Here is a 20,344-nt window from a genome sequence, read left to right on the forward strand (position 1 = left end):
GTCCACTCCGTAGCGGGTCAGTGGTTGAGCAGGACGATCACGGCGCCCCACACCGTCAGCAGCACGTTGCCGACGGCGTACGGGATGGTGTAGCCGAGGGTGGGGATCTGGGACTTCGAGGTCTCGTTGACGGCGCCGATCGCCGCCGTGGTGGTCTGGCCGCCCGCCAGGACCCCCATCAGGACCGGGAAGCGGATCTTCTGCGCGTAGTGCCCGACCAGGAACCCGACGAGCAGCGGCACGACGGTGGCGACCGCGCCCAGGAGCAGCAGCCCCCAGCCGGCCGTGGAGAGACCGCTGGTGAAACCGGGCCCGGCGTTGATGCCGACGACGGCCACGAACAGGCAGAGCCCCAGCGTGTCCATGAACCACTGCGCGCCCGGCGGCACGTTCCCGTACGTCGGGTACTTGCCGCGGATCCAGCCGAAGACGAGCCCCATGATCAGGCCGCCGCCCGAGGTCGACAGGGAGATCGGCACCCCGCCCGCCGTCAGCGCCGGAATACCGACGCAGCCGCCGAGGAAGATGCCGAGGCCGACCCAGACCATGTCCGTCGCGAAGCTCGTCGGGACGGGCTTGCCCAGCGCCTTCCCCGCCGGGCCGACCAGGCGTTCCGGCCCGGTGAGGACGAGCGTGTCGCCGCGCTCCAGCTTCGTGGACAGCCGGTAGGGGAAGAGGGCCCCCGCCCGGTACAGCTTGTCGATGTACACGCCGACCATGAACGGCTCCCGCCGCACCTCCTCCACGGTCCGGCCCAGCTGTGCCTTCTCCGAGACGACGACGTGCAGCGTCTCGGTGCGGTAGCCCAGCAGCGTCACGTCGTCGGCCTCGGGCCCGATGTGCGTCACCGCGTCGAACGCCACCAGGTCGCCCCGGATGGCGCTGACCGCGACGGTGTCGCCGAGGCGCAGCGTGCGGGACTGGTCGTGCTCCAGGACCGTGCCGTCGCGGCGGATCCCGGTGAGGTAGACCCGGCGGCCCAGCGCCTTCTGCTGCTCCTCGAAGTCCGCCACCGAGCGGCCCACCAGGTCGGGCCGCTGGACGCTGTACGCGCGCAGCACCACCTCGTAGTAGCCCTCGCCCTCGTCGGGGCTCTCGTCCGGCGCGTCCAGCTCCGCCGCCAGCTCCGCGCTCTCCTTCGCCAGGTCACGGCGGTAGAGCCTCGGCAGCACGTTGGCCAGGAGCATCGCGCACAGGATGGTGCCGAGCGGATACGTCACCGCGTACCCGACGGCGACCAGGTTCTCCTGGGTCTTCACCTCGTCGGGGGAGAGGCCCGGCAGGGTGCCGATCGCGTCCTGGGCGACCCCGATCGCGGCCGACTGGGTCAGTGCCCCGCTCATCAGGCCGGCGCCGAGCCCGGGACCGTAACCGAGCAGGTGCGCGAAGAGCCACGACACCAGCAGCCCGGTCACACAGACGACCACCGCGTTGACGACCTGCGGCAGCCCGTCCTTCTTCAGCCCCCGGAAGAACTGCGGGCCGACCCGGTAGCCCAGGGCGAACAGGAACATGATGAAGAACAGGTTCTTCACCGTGTCGTCGATCTGGACCTCGAACTGGGCCCCGAGCAGCAGCCCGGCGACCAGACAGCCCGTCACCGCGCCCAGTGCGATCGCCCGGTAGCGGACCTTCCCGAGCAGGAAGCCGAACGCGACCACGAGGAAGACGAGCAGCTCGGGGTGGGGCTGGAAGATGTTCCGGTTCAGGAAGTCGATCACGTCACGCCCCCAGTACGCCGACGAGGATGGGCCCGGTCAGCGGCAGCAGGAAGTTGGAGAGCGTGTACGTGATCGTGTAGCCGAGAAGCGGTACGGAGCTCTGGGCCACCTGGGTGATGGAGGTGATCGCCGGGGTCGAGCACTGCTGTCCGGCGATCGCGCCGATCAGCAGCGGCTTCTCGATCTTCAGCAGCTTGCGCCCGACGACCAGGGAGATCGTCGCCGGGACCAGCACCATGGCGATGCCCGCGAACGGCAGCAGCGCCCCGTACTCCTTCAGCAGCGGCCAGGCCTGGGGCCCCGCCGCCAGCCCCGTACAGGCGATGAAGACGGCCAGCCCCATGTCCTTGAGCGTGCTCGCCGCCTGCGGCGGAAACGCCCCGAACGTCTGGCTGCGGGAGCGGAACCAGCCGAAGACCAGGCCGGAGATCAGACAGCCGCCGCCGGTGCCGAGCGACATCGGGATGTCCCCGAGCTTCACGACGATCTGGCCGAGCAGGGAGCCCGCCACGATGCCGAAGCCGAGGTAGATGAAGTCGGTGGCGTCGTTCTTCACCACCGCGCCGAGCTTCGCGACGAGCCGGTTCAGCCCGCCCCGGGCGCCGACCAGGGTGAGCACGTCGCCCCGGGCGAGGACCGTCTCCCCGCTGGCGGGCAGGTGCTGGTCGTTGCGCAGTACGTCGGTGACGTAGACGCCGTCCTTGCGGAACTCCGGATGGCGCTTCTCCAGCCGGTCGATCGTGGCGCCGATCGTCTCCTTCTCGGTGACCGCGACCTGACGGGTGGCCAGCGGGGTGTCGAGCCCCGGCACCGCCGGGGTCTCCGGGCCGATCTCCCGGCCCGCCTCGATGATGGCCGCCCGCTCCCCGACCACCTGGATCAGGTCGCTGAGCGTCAGCTCAAGGCCGGGAGAGGGCGTCAGCAGCTTGCTGCCGCGCTTGACGCCCTCGACGGTGATCCGGCCGCCCAGGGCGCTCTCCAGACCACCGACGGTCCGCCCGTCCGCCAGCGTCACCAGATAGGTGCGGCCGACCATGCCGGGCAGTGCCTCGCGCTCGTCGGACTCCAGCCCGCCCTGACCGCCGCGCATCTTCTCCCACAGCTCGCGTGAGGCGTCGGCCAGGTTGATGCGCAGCAGCATCGGCATGATCTGGCTGGTGTAGAGCACGATGGTGATCAGGCCGAACAGGTAGCAGACCGTGTACGCGGTGGCCACGTGCCCCTGGTACTGGCTGATCTGCTCGGAGGTCAGGTCCTCCAGCTTGCCGATGGCCTCGGTCGCCGTCCCCACGACGGCGGACTCGGTGGCCGCCCCGGCGAGGATTCCGGATGCCGTGCCCACGTCCAGGTCGAAGGCCTTGGCGAGCCCGTAGGCGATGCCCAGGACACAGACCACCTCGATCAGACAGAGCGTGAAGAAGCGCAGGCTCTTGCGGTTGAGGTTGGCGAAGAACTGCGGTCCGGCCATGTAGCCGAGCGAGAAGATGAACAGCGCGAAGAAGACCGTCTTGACGTCGTCGTCGACGCTGACGTGCCGGGTACCGAGCAGCAGCGACACGATCAGGGTGCCGCAGATGCCGCCGAGCGTGATCGGGCCGACGCGGAGCTTGCCGACGAGGTAGCCGGCCGCGAGGCAGAAGAAGAGGGCCAGTTCGGGATGGTCGCGCAGGACGCCCATCCCGCCTCACTCACCGGGGCTGGTGTCGGCGACCAGGATGATCAAAAGGTACATAAAGGAGAAATTAACAGGGGTGGGGTCCTCCGGCAGCTCGCCCGGCCCGGCCTGCCCCCGTTCACCTTCCGACGGGAGGGCGGCCCAACATCCCCTCGGTGACCCGCCGGACATCCCTCGGCAACGGAATCGTCTTCAACTCTTGACACCCACCCCCTTCAGGCAGCAACCTTCCGGCAACGGCGCATGGGAGCGCTCCCACTCTGGGGGAAGGTCTCGCGCGCTTCCTCTTCCCGGAACAAGGAGCAGTGGAATGCGCATCACCCGCAGCGTTGCCGGTCGACGCAGGAGAACCGCCTTCGTGGCCACCACGGGCCTCACGGTCACCGCCCTCCTCCTCACCGGATGCGGCGGCTCGTCCGATTCGGACAAGGGAGCCGACGCGGACGGGAACATCACCCTGACCCTGGCCGACTTCGGGCAGTTCGGCTACAAGGAGGCCGGGCTCTTCGAGCAATATCACAAGCTGAACCCGAAGATCACGGTCAAGGAGGACACCACCGCCGAGGAGAAGAACTACTACCCCAAGCTCCTCCAGCAGCTGAACTCCGGCAGCGGCCTCGCCGACGTCCAGGGCATCGAGGTCGGCCGGATCAAGGAGATCGTCGACACCAAGGCGGACTCCTTCGCCGACCTCTCCAAGGCGATCGGCGTGGACGAGTGGGTGTCGTGGAAGGCGAAGCAGGCCACCGCCCCCAGTGGCGCGGTCATCGGCGCGGGCACCGACATCGGCCCCATGTCCCTCTGCTACAACCGTGAGCTGTTCGAGAAGGCCGGACTGCCCACCGACCGGGCGGAGGTCGCGAAGCTGACCGAGGGCGGCTGGGAGGACTTCCTCGCGCTGGGCGAGCAGTACAAGAAGAAGGCCCCCAAGGGCACTTACTTCATGGACTCCGCGAGCGCCATGTTCAACGCCGTGGTCAGCTCCAGCCCCGAGCAGTACTACGACGCGAGCGGCAAGCCGATCTACGAGAAGAGCGCCAGCGTCGAGAAGGGCTGGAAGCTCGCCGCCGAGGCCGCGTCCAAGAAGCTGACGCAGGGCCTGGCCCAGTTCGAGGACCAGTGGCAGGCGGCCCTGCGCAAGAGCACCGTCGCCACCGTCGTCTGTCCCGCCTGGATGGCCGGCCAGATCTCCACCTACGCCGGTGACGCCAACAAGGGCAAGTGGGACATCACCGGCGCCCCCGGCGGCACCTCCGCCAACTGGGGCGGCTCCTTCCTCGCCGTCCCGAAGTCGGGGAAGAACGTCGCCGAGGCCACCAAGCTCGTCAAGTGGCTGACCGCCCCCGAGCAGCAGGCCGCCGTCTTCAAGGCGATCGGCGTCTTCCCGTCCAACCAGGGCGCCTACGAGCTGCCCGACGTGAAGAACGCGACCCTGCCGTACTTCAACAACGCCCCCATCGGCCAGATCTACGCCGACGGCGCGAAGTCCATCCCCGAGGCGGTCCTCGGCCCGAAGGACGGCGTGATCAAGGACTCCATCTCCACCCAGATCAACAACATGGAGCAGCGCGGCACCAGCCCCGACGACGCCTGGGACGCGGCCGTGCGGACGATCGACAAGGCCATCGGCTGACCTTCCGCACGTGACCGGACCGGCCCGAGCCGGTCCCGCGCCGGGGCGGGCGGGCGACACCCGCCCGCCCCGGCGGCCGCCCCTCCAAGCCGCCCGCCCCAGCCGCCCACCCCTCCAGCCGCCCCGGCCGTCCGTCGGCGCACCCAGGGAAGGACTCCCCGCCCGTGGCAACCTCGACCCCCACCCGGGATGCGTACGCGACCCCGCCCCGTGACCCGAAGAAGGAACCACCCAGCGAACGGCGTCAGTTGTGGCGCAGCCGGCTGTGGCGGTTCGACGACAAGGCGTCGCCGTACGCGTACATCGCCCCGTTCTTCCTCGTCTTCGGGGCCTTCGGGCTCTACCCCCTCCTCTACACCGGCTGGATCGCCCTGCACCGGGTGGAGATGACCGGCCTGGACTCGATGGAGTGGGTGGGCTGGGAGAACTTCGACAAGATCCTGCACGACCCCGAGTTCTGGACCTCGGTCAGCAACACGTTCCTGATCGGCGTCATCTCCACCGTCCCGCAGCTCCTGGTCGCCCTCGGCCTGGCCCACCTCCTCAACTACAGGCTGCGGGCGAGCACGTTCTGGCGCACGATCATCCTCACCCCGTACGCGACCTCGGTCGCCTCGGCCGCCCTCGTCTTCGCCCTGGTGTTCCGGGCCGACGGCGGACTGCTGAACTGGACGCTCGGCCTCGTCGGCTTCGACCCGGTCAACTGGGCCAACGGCCACTGGACGTCGAAGCTCGCCATCTCCATCATCGTGATCTGGCGCTGGACCGGCTACAACGCGCTGATCTACCTCGCCGCGATGCAGGCCGTCCCCAACGACCTCTACGAAGCGGCCTCGTTGGACGGCGCCTCGCGCTGGCAGCAGTTCCGCAAGGTCACCATCCCCTCGCTGCGGCCGACGATCCTGTTCACCATCGTCATCTCCACCATCGGCTCCATGCAGCTCTTCGGCGAGCCGCTGCTGCTGGAGGGCGGCGCGCTGGGCGCCACCGGCGGCAACGAGAACCAGTACGAGACGCTCAGCATCTACCTCTACAACTACGGCTGGAACCTCGGACATCTCGGTCCGGCCGCCGCCGTCGCCTGGGCGATGCTCGCCCTTCTCCTCCTCATCGCCGCGGCCAACTGGTTCATCGGCCGATTCGTCCGCAAGTCCGCGGTCTGACCGGGAGCGCATCCATGACCATGACCAGCCCCACGCACACCGCCCCCGTGAAGCTCGCGCCGGCCCCGGAGGGCAGTGCCCCGCGGCGCCCGAGCCGCTTCAAGATGGGCGCCGGCCAGCAGATGAAGGGCGGCCCGTTCGCGTACATCGCGCTCGCCGTCGTCGGCTTCGGCTCGCTGCTGCCGCTCTACTGGACCCTGGTCGCGGCCTCCCGCACCCAGGACGAGGTCCTCGCCTCCACCCCGCCGTTCCTCCCGGGCGGCAAGCTGCTGGAGAACGTCCAGACCGCCTGGGAACAGGCCAACCTGGGCAAGGCGATCCTCAACAGCGTCATCGTCTCGTCCTCGATCACCCTCGCGACGCTCTTCTTCTGCACGCTCGCCGGCTACGCGTTCGCCAAGATGCGGTTCCGGGGCCGCGGCTGGCTGATGACCGCGGTCATCGCCACCCTCACCATCCCGCCGCAGCTCAGCGTCGTCCCGCTGTTCATGATGATGTCCGGCCTCGGCTGGGGCGGGCAGCTCGAATCGGTGATCTTCCCGACGCTGGTGAGCGCGTTCGGCGTGTTCTTCATGCGGCAGTACCTGATCGAGGCGCTGCCGTACGAGCTGATCGAGGCGGCCAAGATCGACGGCGCGAACAACCTCCGCATCGTGGTGAGCGTGGTGCTGCCGGTGGCCCGCCCCGCGATGATGGTGCTCGGGATGCTCACCTTCGTCCAGGCGTGGAACGACTTCTTCTGGCCCTACCTCGCCCTCAACCAGCAGAACCCGACCCTTCAGGTGGCCCTCGGCCAGCTCAGCGCCTCGTACACCCCCGACCAGTCCATCGTGATGGCGGGCGCGCTGATCAGCACGCTGCCGCTGCTGGTGGTGTTCGTGGTCTTCGGCAAGAAGATCGTCGGCGGGATCATGTCCGGCGCGGTGAAGGGCTGATCCCCCTCCCACTCCCCCTTTTCTCCTCACCTCTCATCTCTCACTTCCTCCAGGGAGCGCTCCCACATGACAGCCGTCCGACCTGACACGGTCCCGCAGCAGGCCCCCGCCGCCACGGCCCCCTTCCCGACCGGTTTCCTCTGGGGGGCGGCCACCGCCGCGTACCAGGTGGAGGGCGCGGCCGCCGAGCTGGGCCGCACGCCCTCCATCTGGGACACCTTCAGCCACACGCCCGGCCGGACCCTCGGCGGGGACACCGGGGACGTGGCGGCCGACCACTTCCACCGCTACCGCGACGACGTCGCCCTGATGAAGCGCCTCGGACTCCAGGCGTACCGCTTCTCGGTCTCCTGGTCCCGCGTCCAGCCCACCGGCCGGGGGCCCGCCGTGGAACGCGGTCTCGACTTCTACCGGTCGCTCGTCGACGAGCTGCTGCTCGCCGGCATCAAGCCCGTCGCCACGCTCTACCACTGGGACCTGCCGCAGGAGCTGGAGGACGCGGGCGGCTGGCCCGAGCGCGCGACGGCCGAACGGTTCGCGGACTACGCGGCCATCATGGCCCGCGCCCTGGGCGACCGCGTGTCCATGTGGACCACGCTGAACGAGCCCTGGTGCTCGGCCTTCCTCGGTTACGGCTCCGGCGTCCACGCCCCCGGCCGCACCGAACCGGCCGCCGCGCTGCGGGCCGCCCACCACCTCAACCTCGCCCACGGCCGGGCGACCGAGGCGCTGCGCGCCAACCTCCCCGCTGCCGCGCAGACCTCGGTCACCCTCAACCTCCACCAGGTGCGCCCGCTGACCGGCAGCGAGGCGGACGCCGACGCGGCCCGCCGGATCGACGCGGTGGGCAACCGCGTCTTCACCGGCCCGATGCTGAAGGGCGCGTACCCGCAGGACCTGCTGGCCGACACCGAACGCATCGTGAACTGGTCCGAGCTGGTCCGGGAGGGCGACCTCGCCGCCATCGCCGCCCCGATCGACGTGCTCGGCGTCAACTACTACACGCCCACCATCGTGAGCGCGTCGCCCTCCGGCGCCGGGGACACCCGCAACGACGGCCACGGCAGCAGCGAGCACTCCCCGTGGCCCGGCTCGGAACACGTCGCCTTCCACCTCGCCGAGGGCCGGCCGGTCACCGCGATGAACTGGTCGGTCCAGCCGGAGGGCCTGTACGACCTCCTCATGGACGTCTCGCGCGAGCACCCGGACCTGCCGCTGATGGTCACCGAGAACGGCGCGGCCTTCGACGACGCCCCGGACGCGGACGGCCGGGTCCACGACCCGGAGCGGATCGCCTATCTGCGGGGCCACCTGGAGGCGGTACGCCGGGCGGCGGCCGACGGGGCCGACGTACGGGGCTACTTCCTCTGGTCCCTGATGGACAACTTCGAGTGGGGCTACGGCTATGCGAAGCGGTTCGGGGCGGTGTACATCGACTACGCGACCCAGCGTCGTACGCCGAAGTCCAGCGCCCACTGGTACGGCGACGTGATCGCCCGCCACGCGCTGCCCCCGGCCGAGGGCCAGGACGCCTGACCCGGTGAGAGCGGTGGGCCCGGTCGACCCCGACCGGGCCCACCGCCTTTTCGTCGCTCGCTTGGGAGCGCTCCCAATACACTGTCCGTACGCTCGTCGGGGTGATCGGTCCAGGACTTGGATTGACTGTACGGCTGTGAGAAATTGACCGGGAACGGGGAGGCGGCCATGGCGGCAGCGCGAGTACGGAGCGGCGGGCGGCCCACGCTCGAAGAGGTGGCGGCACGGGCCGGGGTCGGCCGGGGCACCGCCTCACGGGTCATCAACGGCTCGCCCCGCGTCAGCGAAGCGACCCGGCAGGCGGTCGAGGCGGCCGTGGCCGACTTGGGGTACGTCCCCAACCGGGCCGCCCGCGCCCTGGCGGGCAACCGCACCGACGCCATCGCCCTGGTGGTGCCCGAGCCGGAGACCCGCTTCTTCGCCGAGCCGTACTTCTCCGCGATCGTGCGCGGCGTCGGCGCGGCCCTGGCGGACACCGAGATGCAGCTGCTCCTCACCCTCGTCGGCAACGACCGCGAGCGCCGCCGGCTCGCCCAGTACCTCACCGCCCACCGCGTCGACGGGGTCCTCCTGGTCGCCGTGCACGCCGACGACCCGCTGCCGGAGCTCCTGGAGCAGCTGGGCATGCCGTGTGTGATCAGCGGTGCCCGGCACGCGGCCGAGACGCTGCCCTCGGTCGACTCCGACAACTTCGGGGGCGCGCGGGCCGCCGTCGAGCACCTGGTCTCGCGGGGTCGCCGCCAGGTGGCCACGATCACCGGCCGCCTGGAGGTCTACGGTGCCCAGCGCCGCCTGGACGGCTACCGCGCGGCGGTCTCCGCCGCCGGCCTGGCCCCCGACGAGCGCCTCATCGCCCCCGCCGACTTCACCGAGGAGGGCGGCGCGCGGGCCATGCGCGACCTCCTGGCCCGCCGCCCCGGCCTCGACGCGGTCTTCGTCGCCTCCGACGTGATGGCCGCCGGCGCCCGCCAGGTCCTGCGCGAGGCGGACCGCCGCATCCCCGAGGACGTGGCCCTGATCGGCTTCGACGACTCGGTGGTCGCCCGCCACATGCACCCGGCCCTCACCAGCGTCCGCCAGCCCATCGAGGAGATGGGCCGCCGGATGACGCGGCTCCTCCTCGACGAGATCGCGGGCCGGGCCCCGGGCGACGAGCGCCCTTCGCTGATGCTGCCCACAGAGCTGGTGGTCCGCGACTCGTCGTGACAGCCCTGACTCGTCGTGACCGCGGCGGGGCGGCCACCGCCGTGGCGGCGGTGGCGAGCCTTCCGGATTTCACCAGTTCTTCACGCTCCCTCACTCCGGCGGCTAATGTTCGCGGAGTACGGCGGTTGTGTGACGCACCACACACGTCACACAGCGGGCTGCCGGGGTGCGTTCCGGGCGGCTGTGCATCTGGGGGGCCTCGTGCACGAGATGGTCAAGGGCGCCAACGTCGGTCTGACGACGCTGAGCGAGGATGTCGGCTCGGTGATGGTGAGCCTGGGGTGGAGCAGCACCACGGGCGAAGGCGACGCCGACGTCTCCGTACTTCTGCTGGACGGTGACGGCAAGGTCCGCAGCGACGTCGACTTCTGCTTCTACAACAACCCCGTGGCCGGCGACGGGAGCGTGCAACTGCTCGGCAAGACGCCCACGGCCGACGGCAGCGAGGACAGGATCAGTTTCGACCTCGACGCCGTCCCGCAGGAGATCGAGAAGGTCGTCGTCGCCGCCAGCCGCTACGCCGGCTCCCGTTTCGGCGAGCTGGAGGACCTCCGCCTCACCCTCGCGGACAGCGCGGGCGACGGCCTGGTCCGGTTCGCGGTGGAGGGGGCCGACGAGGTCAGCGCGGTGATCTTCGGCGAGCTGTACCGGCGCTCGGGGGAGTGGAAGTTCCGCGCCGTCGGCCAGGGGTACGCATCGGGTCTCGCCGGGCTGGCCACCGACTACGGCGTCGACATCGACGACGACGCGGAGCGGGAAGGGCCGGCGGGGGAAGCGCCCGAGCGGGAAGGGCCGGAGCGGGAAGGGCCGGAGCGGGAAGGGCCGGAGCGGGAAGGGCCGGAGCGGGAAGGGCCGGAGCGGGAAGGGCCGGAGCGGGAAGGGTCCGGTCAGGACGCACCGGAGCCGCCCGTGCGGGTTCCCGGCCAGGCCCGAGGAGCCGGTCCGGACGACCCGGTGCACCCGGTGGTGCCTGCGGCCCCCGCCGCGACACGAGCGGCCGCCGAGCCGGAGCCCGCCGACCCCGCGCCCGTGCCGAAGCCCGCCCGCCGCCCCCGTACGGCGAAGAAGAAGGTCACGCTTCCTCGTACGGCCAAGAAGTCGCTCGCCGACAACGACACCTGGCGCACCGCCCGGCTGTTCCCGGTGTCGGCGCTCAAGAGCGACCGCGAGCGCGAGACGCGCGCCACCTCCGTCGTGCTGTCGGTGATGGCCCAGGTGCCGGAGTTCGGCCGCCGGCTCACCGCCGGGTTCGGCGCACCGGCCGGCCGGATGGAAACGTTCACCGAGGTGACCCTGCCGCACGGGGAATCGCCGCGCCGCCCGGACGGCGTGGTCCGGGTGGAGCGGGCGGGCAAGCTGTGGACCGCACTCGTCGAGACCAAGACCAACGGGAACGCGCTCAAGCCCGAACAGGTGCAGGCGTACATGGACATCGCGGCCCGTCGCGGGTACGAGGCGGTGATCACCCTGTCCAACGACGTAGCGCTCGAAGGCAGCCCGCTCGTCGACGTGCGGATCGACCGACGGCGCAAGCACAAGGTGGCGCTCTGGCACCTGTCCTGGGCCGAAGTCGTGCACCAGGCGCAGATGCTGATCCGCCACGAGGGGGTCGGCAACGCGGCGCACGCCTGGCTGCTCCAGGAACTCCTCCAGTACCTCCAGCACGAGAACTCCGGCTGCCACGGTTTCCAGAACATGGGCGCGGCCTGGGTCCCGGTGCGCCGGGGCATTGATGACGAGACCCTGTGCCGGGGCGATGCCCGGGCTCTGGAGGTCATCGAGAACTGGGAGCGGCTGGTGCGGCAGGTCTGTCTGCGGCTGGGCGGTGAGCTGGGGCAGAAGGTCCTGCCGGTCCAGCGTGCGCGGCGCGGCTCCGATCCGAGCGCCCGCCGCAGCGAGCTGGCCGACCACCTGTGCGAGCAAGGGAGGCTCGGCGCCGAGATCCGCATCGAGGGCACACCGGGCGTCCTGGCCATCACCGCCGACCTGCGCACCGGCAAGCTCCGTACGTCTATCGAGGTCCCCGCCGCGGAGCCGGGCTATCCCCTCAGCCGGGTCAAGAGGCTGGTCCGGCGGCTCTCCGAGGCCCCCGCCGATCTGCACATCGAGACGCTCGTCGACGGTGAGGGCACCGGCCCTCGGGGCACGCTGGAGCGACTGCGCCCGGAGCCCGCCGACATCCTTCCGAAGGACGGGGCGCAGATCACCGGCTTCCGGCTCTCGTTGTTCAAGGGCATGGGCAACGGCCGAGGCAGTGCCGAGACCGGTTTCATCCGCAGTGTCGACGAGGCTGTGGACCGCTTCCACGCCCAGGTCGTCGCCCACCTGGAGGCGCCGGGGCACTGACGTCGGGCCCGCGACGAGCAGGTGGCCCCGGTCCTCGGACCGGGGCCTTCAGTGGTATGGACATGACCAAAAGACAGGACTAGCCTCCGTCTTGGTCTAGACCAAGACGCGGTGAGCCGCCGCGTCGGGTCCATCTGTCCGCAAGCTCCACCCCTCACCCCAGGAGCACCACATGCGCAGAAAGATCACCTCCCTACTCCTCGGCCTCGGCGTCGCCGGGGTCTCCCTACTGGCCACCTCCGGCAGTGCGCAGAGCCACGGGTACACCGACTCGCCCATCAGCCGGCAGCAGCTCTGCGGCAACGGCACCGTCCGCGACTGCGGGCAGATCCAGTGGGAGCCGCCGAGCGTCGAGGGCCTCAAGGGCTTCCCCGCGCGCGGTCCCCGCGACGGTCTGATCTGCGCCGGGGGCAACCAGCGGTTCGCCGAACTGGACGACCCGCGCGGCGGAGCCTGGCCCGCCTCCGACGTGAGCGCCGGGGCGAGCCACACGTTCCGCTGGCGGATCACCGCCCGGCACGCCACCACCGACTTCCGGTACTACGTCACCAAGGACGGCTACGACCCGACGAAGCCCCTGACCCGGGCCGACCTGGACCCGCAGCCCTTCCTCACCGTGCCGTTCGGCGGCCGGCAGCCCGGGTCGACGGTCACGCACGCGGGCAACCTGCCGCAGAAGTCGGGCAAGCACCTGATCCTCGGCGTCTGGACCATCGCGGACACCGGCAACGCCTTCTACGCCTGCTCCGACGTCACCTTCTGAGCCGGCCGGGCGACCGGGCGGCAGACCGCCCCGCACCACATGTCGCCCCGCACCACATGAAGAAGGGCCCCGGTCCGAAGGCCGGGGCCCTTCCCTCAGGGTGAGTAACGGGACTTGAACCTGCTCTGGGTTCCGATGGTGACCTGCGGCTTTGCTGGACGGTTCCAGGGGTACCAATCCCCGGGAGCGAATCTCCTCTTCAGGACTGTCATAGGGCATGAACGCGGCCCCTCTCCTTGCCCAAGTCGACGGCCGGGCGTCGCGGCTGCATCAGTCGGAGTCAAGGGGCGCGAGGGTAGCGGCGATGTCGGCGCAGGTGACCGCAGAGGCGAAGTCGCCGTTCGTGAAATCTTCCTGTGTGAATAGGGATGCCGAACTTGGCCATGAAGCGGAGCGCCTCCGTCTCGGCTCGCTCTATTGCGTCGGCGGGGACCGGGTCGGTGAGGTGCATGTCGACCAGGCCGTACTGATAGCGGTTCATCCCCCGGAGGTGCTGGTGGATGCGTCCCCAAGGATTCCCGCTGCGCCCAGTCTTGATTCGGGGAGTGGGGCCCAGCGATCTCCAGAACGTATAGACGGTGGAGGCGGGCTCCAGTTTCGGCCGGCTCTTGCCTCATCCGTTCCAAGAGCCTGCGTTGCAGGTGACGGACGGGCGGGGGGAGCGGCATCGGGGCGCCGACCGCCAGGATCGCTCGGGCTTCCTCCTGGAGTTGACTGATCGAGGGGCGGGTCGCCACCAGGAGGGGAATGTGCACAGGAGGCGGCGGTTCTTCGCGCCATCCTCGAAGCGGCCGATTGCCTCCAGCCGGATCCGTTCCCTCGCCGTCCTCTTGGCGTCGGTCATACCGCCACCCTGCGCGTATCTCACACCACACAGCTACCGACCCGGCTCAGCCGCTGTCAGGCGAACGGCCCGACATCACCCAATCAAGCTCAGTAGTCACCACGGACCTCGGTGACCATACGGACCGCTCGTTTGCGCAGCTCAGAGGGATAGGAGGAAGGGCGTGCCATGAGTCAACCCTTTCACGGAATCGAGTCTCTACCGAACCCGGGGCGGTTCACTTAGAGACCACAATGATCAAGAAACCTATGCCTGCCCTGCTACTGCTACGCATCCCAACAACCGGTCACGCCCCGACCAACCGCATGGCCCCGGAACTTGCAACCGCCCTGCGGGGCGGCCGCACGTCACCGGTGATCTATCTCACGATGAGATCCATTGTGAGCCACTCCAGGCCTGCTTAAAGATAGCTTGCTGGGGAGTCGCCGAACACACGCTTCGCAACTCGCATCGACTTTTGCACGGGGGTTTCTGTATGAGTACAGCTGTATGGATTTATATCGAGGAATGCGGCGGAAGCGCTTCTAATCGGCCTCAAAGTACCGAAACGGGCAGGCGGCTCTCGGGATCGGGCAAGCGTCGTCCCGATCTCCATCGCCCAGCTATCTGCCGAGATGTTCATACGTCTCTGTGAGGTCTAGGCGCGGTGAGCGTCTGTGCTGAGGTGCGAGCTCAGTGAAGCTCGTTGGAGTGGCGCATCCCGGTGGCGGGGCCGCCGGAGTCGCCTATTGGGTGAGGCGGTCGTGCCGACCCGTACAGCGCCACTCGCCCGGCTGATCCTGCGGTCTGAGACTCTTAGGTGTGTACAAAAAATGGGCGATCTTTTAGCCATCAGTGATCTGCATGTGCAGCACGAAGAGAACCGGGAAATAGTCAGAAAGCTTCGACCTGGGACGGACGACGACTGGCTCGTGGTGGCCGGTGATATCGGCGACCGCAGTGACGATGTCAGATGGGGTCTCGATGTATTGAGTAGCAATTTTGCGCAAGTGGTTTGGGTCCCGGGGAACCACGAACTCTGGACCCGTCCGGACGATCCACTCGCATTGCGCGGTGAGGCCCGATACCAATCTCTCGTAGAGATGTGCCGGGGGATGGGGGTTCTCACCCCAGAGGATCCATTCGCCACCTGGGAGACGCGGGAAGGCCCGGTTGCGATAGCTCCGCTCTTCGTCCTGTATGACTATTCCTTCCGGCCGCCTGGAATTCATGATAAGGCGCAGGCGCTCGCACTGGCACAGGAATCGGGCGTGGTCTGCACAGACGAATTCATGCTCCATCCTGATCCGTACCCCAGCCGTGAGGCATGGTGCAGTGCGCGGCTCGCCGTGTCCGAAGCGCGCCTTTCTCTGCTTCCGGAAGATCTGCCGACCGTGCTCATCAATCATTTCCCGCTGGTTCGCGAGCCAACGCGCATACTGCGCCATCCGCAGTTCGAGCTGTGGTGCGGCACCTCGGCCACGGAGGACTGGCCGCGGAGGTTCCGCGCCGCCTCCGTGGTCTACGGCCACCTCCACATACCCAGATTCATGCGCATAGACGGGATACCGCACTACGAGGTTTCCCTGGGGTACCCGCGTGAATGGAGAACGCGGGCTGCGCAGCCCGGGCAGCCCGTGACCGTCCTCTCGGGTCGGCCCACTGTTGGTGCCGTGGCGTGATAGCAGAGTTGATGCCCGCCGCGGTGGCTGCGGTTCAGTCCTTCGGCGAGCCCGACGCCACGCCTCCTGTGTTCGCCCAGGAGGCCGCACTCATTGAGCGTGCTCTGCTCTCCCGCCGCGAGGAGTTCTCTACGGTGCGTGCGTGCGCCCGGGAAGCCATGAGCAGGCTGGGCTTTCCGCCAGCGCCCATTCTGCACGGGGCGCAAGGCGAGCCGTTGTGGCCCGCTGGCCTCGTGGGGAGCATGGCCCACTGTGAGGGATACCGTGTGGCGGCCCTGGCCAGAGCCGAGGATATTGCCATGGTCGGAGTCGACGCCGAACCCAACGAGCCTTGCCCGGAAGGTATCCGGGAACTGATCGCGGGGCCGGGGGAACTCGCAATGTTGGTTGAGCTGGACGCACGCCATCCGGACATCGCGTGGGACAGGCTGCTGTTCAGTGCCAAAGAGTGCGTGTACAAGGCTTGGTACCCGCTCGCCCGCCGTTGGCTGGGTTTCGAAGATGCCGCAGTGGTCTTGGGGCCGGAATCCGAGACTTTCACTGCACATTTGATGAGCTCCGGCCCCGTGGTGCATGGCGTCAGGCTGAGCGTTTTGCGGGGGCGCTGGACCGCCCAGCAAGGAATTCTCGTGACGGCGATCGCCGTCCCTGTTTAAGGTGACCGAGCCATACCGAGCCATTTTCTCTGATTACTGCTAGAAATATACAGCGAGGTAATTCTTTATGGATGATTGCCGGAACGGGGAGTGCCGCTACAGTCGCGTCCGAGTAGCTGATGGGGGGCCTGGCGGCATGACAGTCTGCGCGACATGCTTTGAACAATTCCAGCGGGATCTGAGATCGATTCCGGATCTTTACAGGGAATGCGAGAGCATGCTCGCCACCGTCCCCCGGGACGGGCAGAGAGTCTCCGGTACGCGCTCGTTCGGAATCAAGCTGAACACGGTAGCCGTCGAAGCCCGCGACACCCTGCGGGTGCGACTTCGGGCATGGTGCGACCTGGTGAACGCGGAACACGGATGTGCCCCTGTAGGGCAGTCCGTGGAAGTGATGGCGGAGTTCCTGCACCAGCATGCACGCTGGCTGTGCCACCACCCGGCAGCGGGTGACGCCATCAGCGAGATGGCCGAAACCGCCACGATGGCACAACGTGCCGTCAGCCCAAAGCGGATACGGCGCTTCCGTGTCGGAGCCTGCATCGAACTCGACTGTGAGGGATCGCTGATCGCGGCGATCCAGTCAGACGGCCAGCTGCCCAGTGAGGTTCGGTGCGACAACGACCCGGGGCACGCCTGGTCCGCGTACGAGTGGCGAGAGCTGGACCGCCGGGTGAGCCACCAGCACCAGACCGGGCTGCCATGGCTTGCTGCCAAGGACGTGGCAGAACTGTGCCGCATCTCGATGAGCAATGTCTATCGACTCGCCTCGGAGAACGGCTGGCGGCGCCGGACGAATGGGCGTCGCGTCTATTACGCCAAGGCGGACGTCCTCGCATCCGTCGGCTGACAGAACGATTGCAGTGATGCACCCACATTGCCGGCCCGGGCCCATGGTTGGGGTCACCCTTCGGATGAGCGAGCGAGACATGAGAGAATCAGAAGAATGGAATGCTCCGGCCTCACTCGTCGAAGCGTTTCAGAGCACTGCGGGCGCTTACCCGGATCGCGTCGCGGTCAAGTGTGGTACGCAGAGCCTGACTTACGCCGAGCTGGACCGACGGTCTGCGCGTCTTTCGATGGAGCTGTCGCACCTCACGCAAATCTCGGAGCGCCCTGTCGGCATTCTGCTCGATCGATCGGTCGAGATGGCGGTGGCGGCACTCGCCGTGTTGAAAGCGGGCTCGTTCTACCTCCCGTTGGATCCTGCGGCCCCAGTGGCACGGAATGGCATCATCCTCGAAGACGCCGAGCCGGTAGCGGTCTTGACGTCCGGGAGCCTGGCGAACCGAGTACCACCAGGCATCGATCGCTGCCTGGTCGACGCCCCCTTGGCCGACCGGCAGTTCGCCGCATTCCCTCCAGAGCGGATATCGCCCGAATCTCGGGCATACGTGATCTTTACTTCGGGAACGACCGGAAGGCCGAAGGGCGTTGAGGTCACCCACCGCAACGTGCTCCGATTGTTCTCAGAAGCTGCCCCCGTATTCCGGTTCACCTCCGAGGATGTTTGGACGGTCTTCCACTCGTTCGCGTTCGACTTCTCGGTCTGGGAGATGTGGGGCGCTCTGCTACACGGAGGATGCGCGGTCTTCGTGCCCGCTGATGTCGCCACGGATCCCGCATCCTTCCACCGGCTGCTCAGGCAGGAGCGGGTGACAGTGCTGAACCAGACACCCTCCGCATTTCAGCAACTGGCGAACGAGGACAGCCGGTACCAGGAACGCCTCCCGCTGCGGCTCGTCGTCTTCGGCGGAGAGGCACTGCGCTACTCGGATCTGAAGCCCTGGACGGCCAAGTACGGTGTCGACCGGCCCGTTCTTGTCAACATGTACGGAATCACCGAAACGACGGTGCACACTTCCTACCACGAGGTAAGGCGCTCGGACCTGGACGACGGCGACAGCGTCATCGGTCGGCCGTTGCCCGACGCCGACCTCATCCTTGTCGACGAGTACCTCCGCTGCGTCGAGCCCGGGGAGACCGGTGAGATCGTGGTCGTGGGCCCCGGAGTGGCCCTGGGCTACCTCGGACGGCCCGATCTGACGGCGACGCGCTTCATCACCCTCAACGACGCTGCGGGCCGGACGGTCCGGGGCTACCGTTCAGGCGATCTCGCCCGTCGGCGCCCTGACGGGCTGCTGGTTTACCTGGGCCGCGCCGACAGCCAGGTGAAGATCCGGGGCTTCCGGATCGAGCTGGGCGAAGTCGAGGCAGCGCTGGCCGGTCATCCGGCGGTGCGCCACGCGGCGGCCACCATACGTGAGTCCCGCACCGGGGCAGCCACACTGGTGGCCCACGTCGTTCCGGAAGCGGGCCCCCAGCCGGACATCGCGGAGATGCGGCAGCACCTTGCCGAAGTGCTGCCGCACTACATGATCCCTTCTGCGATCGGACTGCTGGAGGCCATGCCTCTCACAGGCAACGGCAAGCTGGACCGGGCCGCCCTGCCGGAGATCTCCGCACCCGCTGCTCGATGGGTGGAAGCCCCGCGGTCTGCAACGGAGGAAGCGCTCTGCCGGCTCTTCGCCGAGCTCCTCGAACATGAAGAGGTGGGCCCGCAGGATGATTTCTTCGAGCTGGGCGGGCATTCCCTGCTGGCCATAAATCTGCAGAACCGAGTGCGCGCCGTTCAGGGGGACCGTCGGCAGCCGCTGCCGCTTTCCCAGGTCTACAGGACGCCCACCCCCGCGGGGCTCGCGCAATGGCTTGAACGGTCGGGTCACGATCTTCCCGTTCCGGCTGTCCGGCCGGACGTTGGCCCCGTACCGCTCAACGCGCACCAGGGCGACATGCTGATGCAGTACGGCTTGGCTCCGGACGACCTCGCGCATCACTGCATGATGGGATGGCGCGTAGAGGGCGATGTGGATCCGGAGGCTCTGGTCGGTGCCGTCGAGTATGTCCATCGCAGGCACGAATCCCTGCGCTCTTCGTACCGTTTTGACGCGGAGCTAGTACCGGCCGCCGTTCCGCTCGACGTGCCCCCGCCCCGGACCGCCATGCTGTGGGCGTCGGCTTCCGAGGAGGCCCACGCACTCCTTCTCCAGGCCCTCGCCCAGCCCTTCCGGCTAAAGGAGGGCGAGATCTGGCGTGCGGTCATGGTGACGGTCGGCTCCGGCGCGTCACATCTCATAGGCGTCGTCGCTCACCGTGTAGCCCTCGACAGCCGGTCCGAGTCCATTCTGGCAGTGGAGCTCGCGGACGCTTACAACGCGCTGAGGCACGGCCGCCACCCGCAAGGAGCGCCGGCTCCGACACTACAGGTGATGGCCGCGGCTCAGCGGGCCCGTGCCGAATGCGGAACTCTGGAGCAACAACGTATCCATTGGCTCGGTGAGTTCGCCGGAGCATCCAGCCTGACGATTCCGGAGCCCCCGCCCCCTCAGTCGGTCAACGGACCGGAATGCCAGGTCTTTTCATTGTCAGAGTACGCGCTGCAACGTTTGGAAGGACGTGCGGTTGAGGCGGGCGTCACTCCCTTTGCCGTACTCCTGACGGCCTATGGCAGAGCCCTGGCGGAGGTTTCGGGAGACGATGACATCACCGTCGGCACCCTGTTCGACCTGCGTGGGGACGAGAGGGTGGACCGGGCGGTGGCGTGTCTCGTCGACGTGCTGGGCGTTCGGATGCGATTCTCCGGGGATGTGCCAGGGAAGAACGATCTGACACGTGTCGCAGACAATTTGCGCCAAGCTCTCGCGGCGCAGGGCGGCCCCTTCAGTGAAGTCGTCTGGTCGACAAATTCGGCCTGTGGCCCACGCGTGTCGCTGTTCCAGACCATGTTCACGCTGCAGAACGCCCCGGCGCAGCTGGAGCTTTCCGGGACGCGAACCGAGTTCTTCCGTCCGGCACCCTTCGGTCTGCCAACCAAACTCGTCGCCGAGGTGCGCCCGCACGAAGCCAATGGACCGCAGCTGGCCATCAGTTACCGCCCTCACCAGGTGCCTGCCTCCTTCGTCAGGGAGTTGGGTGCTCGCTTCCTGGCGGTCCTGGAAGACCTTACGGCGATCTGAAGGCTCGGCGTCCTGGCAAGTAGCCTGCCGGACTCTTCCTTCTGGTCTGCGGCAGATCCCTGGCCAGCGGAGACCGTACGAGGATCCCTCTTGACACGGTGGAGATCGACTAAGAATATGTACCTCACAGTGGTCGAACTATGCGATCCGGCCCGGGCACGACGCAAGTCCACGGTGAGTTGATCTCCC

Annotated in this window: 13 protein-coding genes and 1 pseudogene; 11 read left to right on the forward strand and 3 right to left on the reverse strand. The window is 68.3% G+C overall.

The genetic code is table 11. The features are described from left to right. Positions 1-17 precede the first annotated feature (17 nt). The gene (gene aspT, locus D581_RS0117935) at positions 18-1,721 is read right to left on the reverse strand and encodes an aspartate-alanine antiporter (protein WP_018958593.1); all 1,704 of its coding nucleotides are present in this window, start codon (positions 1,719-1,721) and stop codon (positions 18-20) included. A 1-nt stretch (position 1,722) separates the two neighbouring features. Then, the gene (gene aspT / locus D581_RS0117940) at positions 1,723-3,399 is read right to left on the reverse strand and encodes an aspartate-alanine antiporter (RefSeq protein WP_018958594.1); all 1,677 of its coding nucleotides are present in this window, start codon (positions 3,397-3,399) and stop codon (positions 1,723-1,725) included. 307 nt (positions 3,400-3,706) lie between these two features. Here aspT (D581_RS0117940) and D581_RS0117945 point away from each other — a divergent pair, with 307 nt between their 5' ends. The 7 genes from D581_RS0117945 (at position 3,707) to D581_RS0117975 (ending at position 12,978) form a co-directional block, all read left to right on the forward strand. After that, complete coding sequence (locus tag D581_RS0117945; RefSeq protein WP_026290630.1) at positions 3,707-5,029, forward strand: ABC transporter substrate-binding protein; 1,323 nt, start codon at positions 3,707-3,709, stop codon at positions 5,027-5,029. 164 nt (positions 5,030-5,193) lie between these two features. Then, positions 5,194-6,192 carry a carbohydrate ABC transporter permease gene (locus D581_RS0117950; RefSeq protein WP_026290631.1) on the forward strand — a complete coding sequence of 333 codons (999 nt, stop codon included), beginning with the start codon at positions 5,194-5,196 and terminating at the stop codon, positions 6,190-6,192. Between the two features lie 14 nt (positions 6,193-6,206). Beyond that, entirely contained in the window at positions 6,207-7,127 is a 921-nt protein-coding gene (locus tag D581_RS0117955) for a carbohydrate ABC transporter permease (protein WP_018958597.1), read from the forward strand. Between the two features lie 66 nt (positions 7,128-7,193). Next, positions 7,194-8,663 (forward strand): GH1 family beta-glucosidase, encoded by a 1,470-nt coding sequence (locus D581_RS0117960; RefSeq protein ID WP_018958598.1) that lies wholly within the window; start codon positions 7,194-7,196, stop codon positions 8,661-8,663. Positions 8,664-8,831: 168 nt separating this feature from the next. Next, positions 8,832-9,869 (forward strand): LacI family DNA-binding transcriptional regulator, encoded by a 1,038-nt coding sequence (locus tag D581_RS0117965; RefSeq protein WP_026290632.1) that lies wholly within the window; start codon positions 8,832-8,834, stop codon positions 9,867-9,869. A gap of 210 nt (positions 9,870-10,079) precedes the next feature. Continuing rightward, entirely contained in the window at positions 10,080-12,215 is a 2,136-nt protein-coding gene (locus D581_RS0117970) for a TerD family protein (protein ID WP_199787811.1), read from the forward strand. Between the two features lie 172 nt (positions 12,216-12,387). Further along, positions 12,388-12,978 carry a lytic polysaccharide monooxygenase gene (locus D581_RS0117975; protein WP_018958601.1) on the forward strand — a complete coding sequence of 197 codons (591 nt, stop codon included), beginning with the start codon at positions 12,388-12,390 and terminating at the stop codon, positions 12,976-12,978. A 679-nt stretch (positions 12,979-13,657) separates the two neighbouring features. Here the strand turns inward: D581_RS0117975 and D581_RS1000000142145 are convergent. Next, positions 13,658-13,846 (reverse strand): annotated as a pseudogene (locus tag D581_RS1000000142145) (hypothetical protein); the annotation flags it as partial. Between the two features lie 788 nt (positions 13,847-14,634). Between D581_RS1000000142145 and D581_RS1000000139135 the strand changes: the two are divergent. From D581_RS1000000139135 to D581_RS0117995, 4 genes are all read left to right on the forward strand, one after another. After that, complete coding sequence (locus D581_RS1000000139135) at positions 14,635-15,483, forward strand: metallophosphoesterase family protein (RefSeq protein ID WP_026290633.1); 849 nt, start codon at positions 14,635-14,637, stop codon at positions 15,481-15,483. After that, the gene (locus D581_RS0117985) at positions 15,480-16,139 is read left to right on the forward strand and encodes a 4'-phosphopantetheinyl transferase superfamily protein (protein ID WP_018958604.1); all 660 of its coding nucleotides are present in this window, start codon (positions 15,480-15,482) and stop codon (positions 16,137-16,139) included. The genes D581_RS1000000139135 and D581_RS0117985 overlap by 4 nt, the downstream gene beginning before the upstream one ends. 217 nt (positions 16,140-16,356) lie before the next feature. Beyond that, a complete protein-coding gene (locus tag D581_RS1000000141315) occupies positions 16,357-16,989 on the forward strand; it encodes a helix-turn-helix domain-containing protein (protein ID WP_018958605.1) in 633 nt (210 codons plus the stop codon). 79 nt (positions 16,990-17,068) lie between these two features. Then, the gene (locus tag D581_RS0117995) at positions 17,069-20,155 is read left to right on the forward strand and encodes a non-ribosomal peptide synthetase (protein ID WP_158688610.1); all 3,087 of its coding nucleotides are present in this window, start codon (positions 17,069-17,071) and stop codon (positions 20,153-20,155) included. Positions 20,156-20,344: the final 189 nt, after the last annotated feature.

This window comes from Streptomyces sp. CNB091 (assembly GCF_000377965.1).

What these genes read in the sequence shown, in the direction of transcription:
- D581_RS0117955 (WP_018958597.1), top strand. Translation starts at nt 6,207, where the DNA reads ATGACCATGACCAGCCCCACGCACACCGCCCCCGTGAAGCTCGCGCCG.
- D581_RS0117995 (WP_158688610.1), top strand. Translation starts at nt 17,069, where the DNA reads ATGAGAGAATCAGAAGAATGGAATGCTCCGGCCTCACTCGTCGAAGCG.
- D581_RS0117970 (WP_199787811.1), top strand. Translation starts at nt 10,080, where the DNA reads ATGGTCAAGGGCGCCAACGTCGGTCTGACGACGCTGAGCGAGGATGTC.
- D581_RS0117975 (WP_018958601.1), top strand. Translation starts at nt 12,388, where the DNA reads ATGCGCAGAAAGATCACCTCCCTACTCCTCGGCCTCGGCGTCGCCGGG.
- aspT (WP_018958594.1), bottom strand. Translation starts at nt 3,399, where the DNA reads ATGGGCGTCCTGCGCGACCATCCCGAACTGGCCCTCTTCTTCTGCCTC.
- D581_RS1000000139135 (WP_026290633.1), top strand. Translation starts at nt 14,635, where the DNA reads ATGGGCGATCTTTTAGCCATCAGTGATCTGCATGTGCAGCACGAAGAG.
- D581_RS1000000141315 (WP_018958605.1), top strand. Translation starts at nt 16,357, where the DNA reads ATGCTCGCCACCGTCCCCCGGGACGGGCAGAGAGTCTCCGGTACGCGC.
- D581_RS0117960 (WP_018958598.1), top strand. Translation starts at nt 7,194, where the DNA reads ATGACAGCCGTCCGACCTGACACGGTCCCGCAGCAGGCCCCCGCCGCC.
- D581_RS0117945 (WP_026290630.1), top strand. Translation starts at nt 3,707, where the DNA reads ATGCGCATCACCCGCAGCGTTGCCGGTCGACGCAGGAGAACCGCCTTC.
- D581_RS0117965 (WP_026290632.1), top strand. Translation starts at nt 8,832, where the DNA reads ATGGCGGCAGCGCGAGTACGGAGCGGCGGGCGGCCCACGCTCGAAGAG.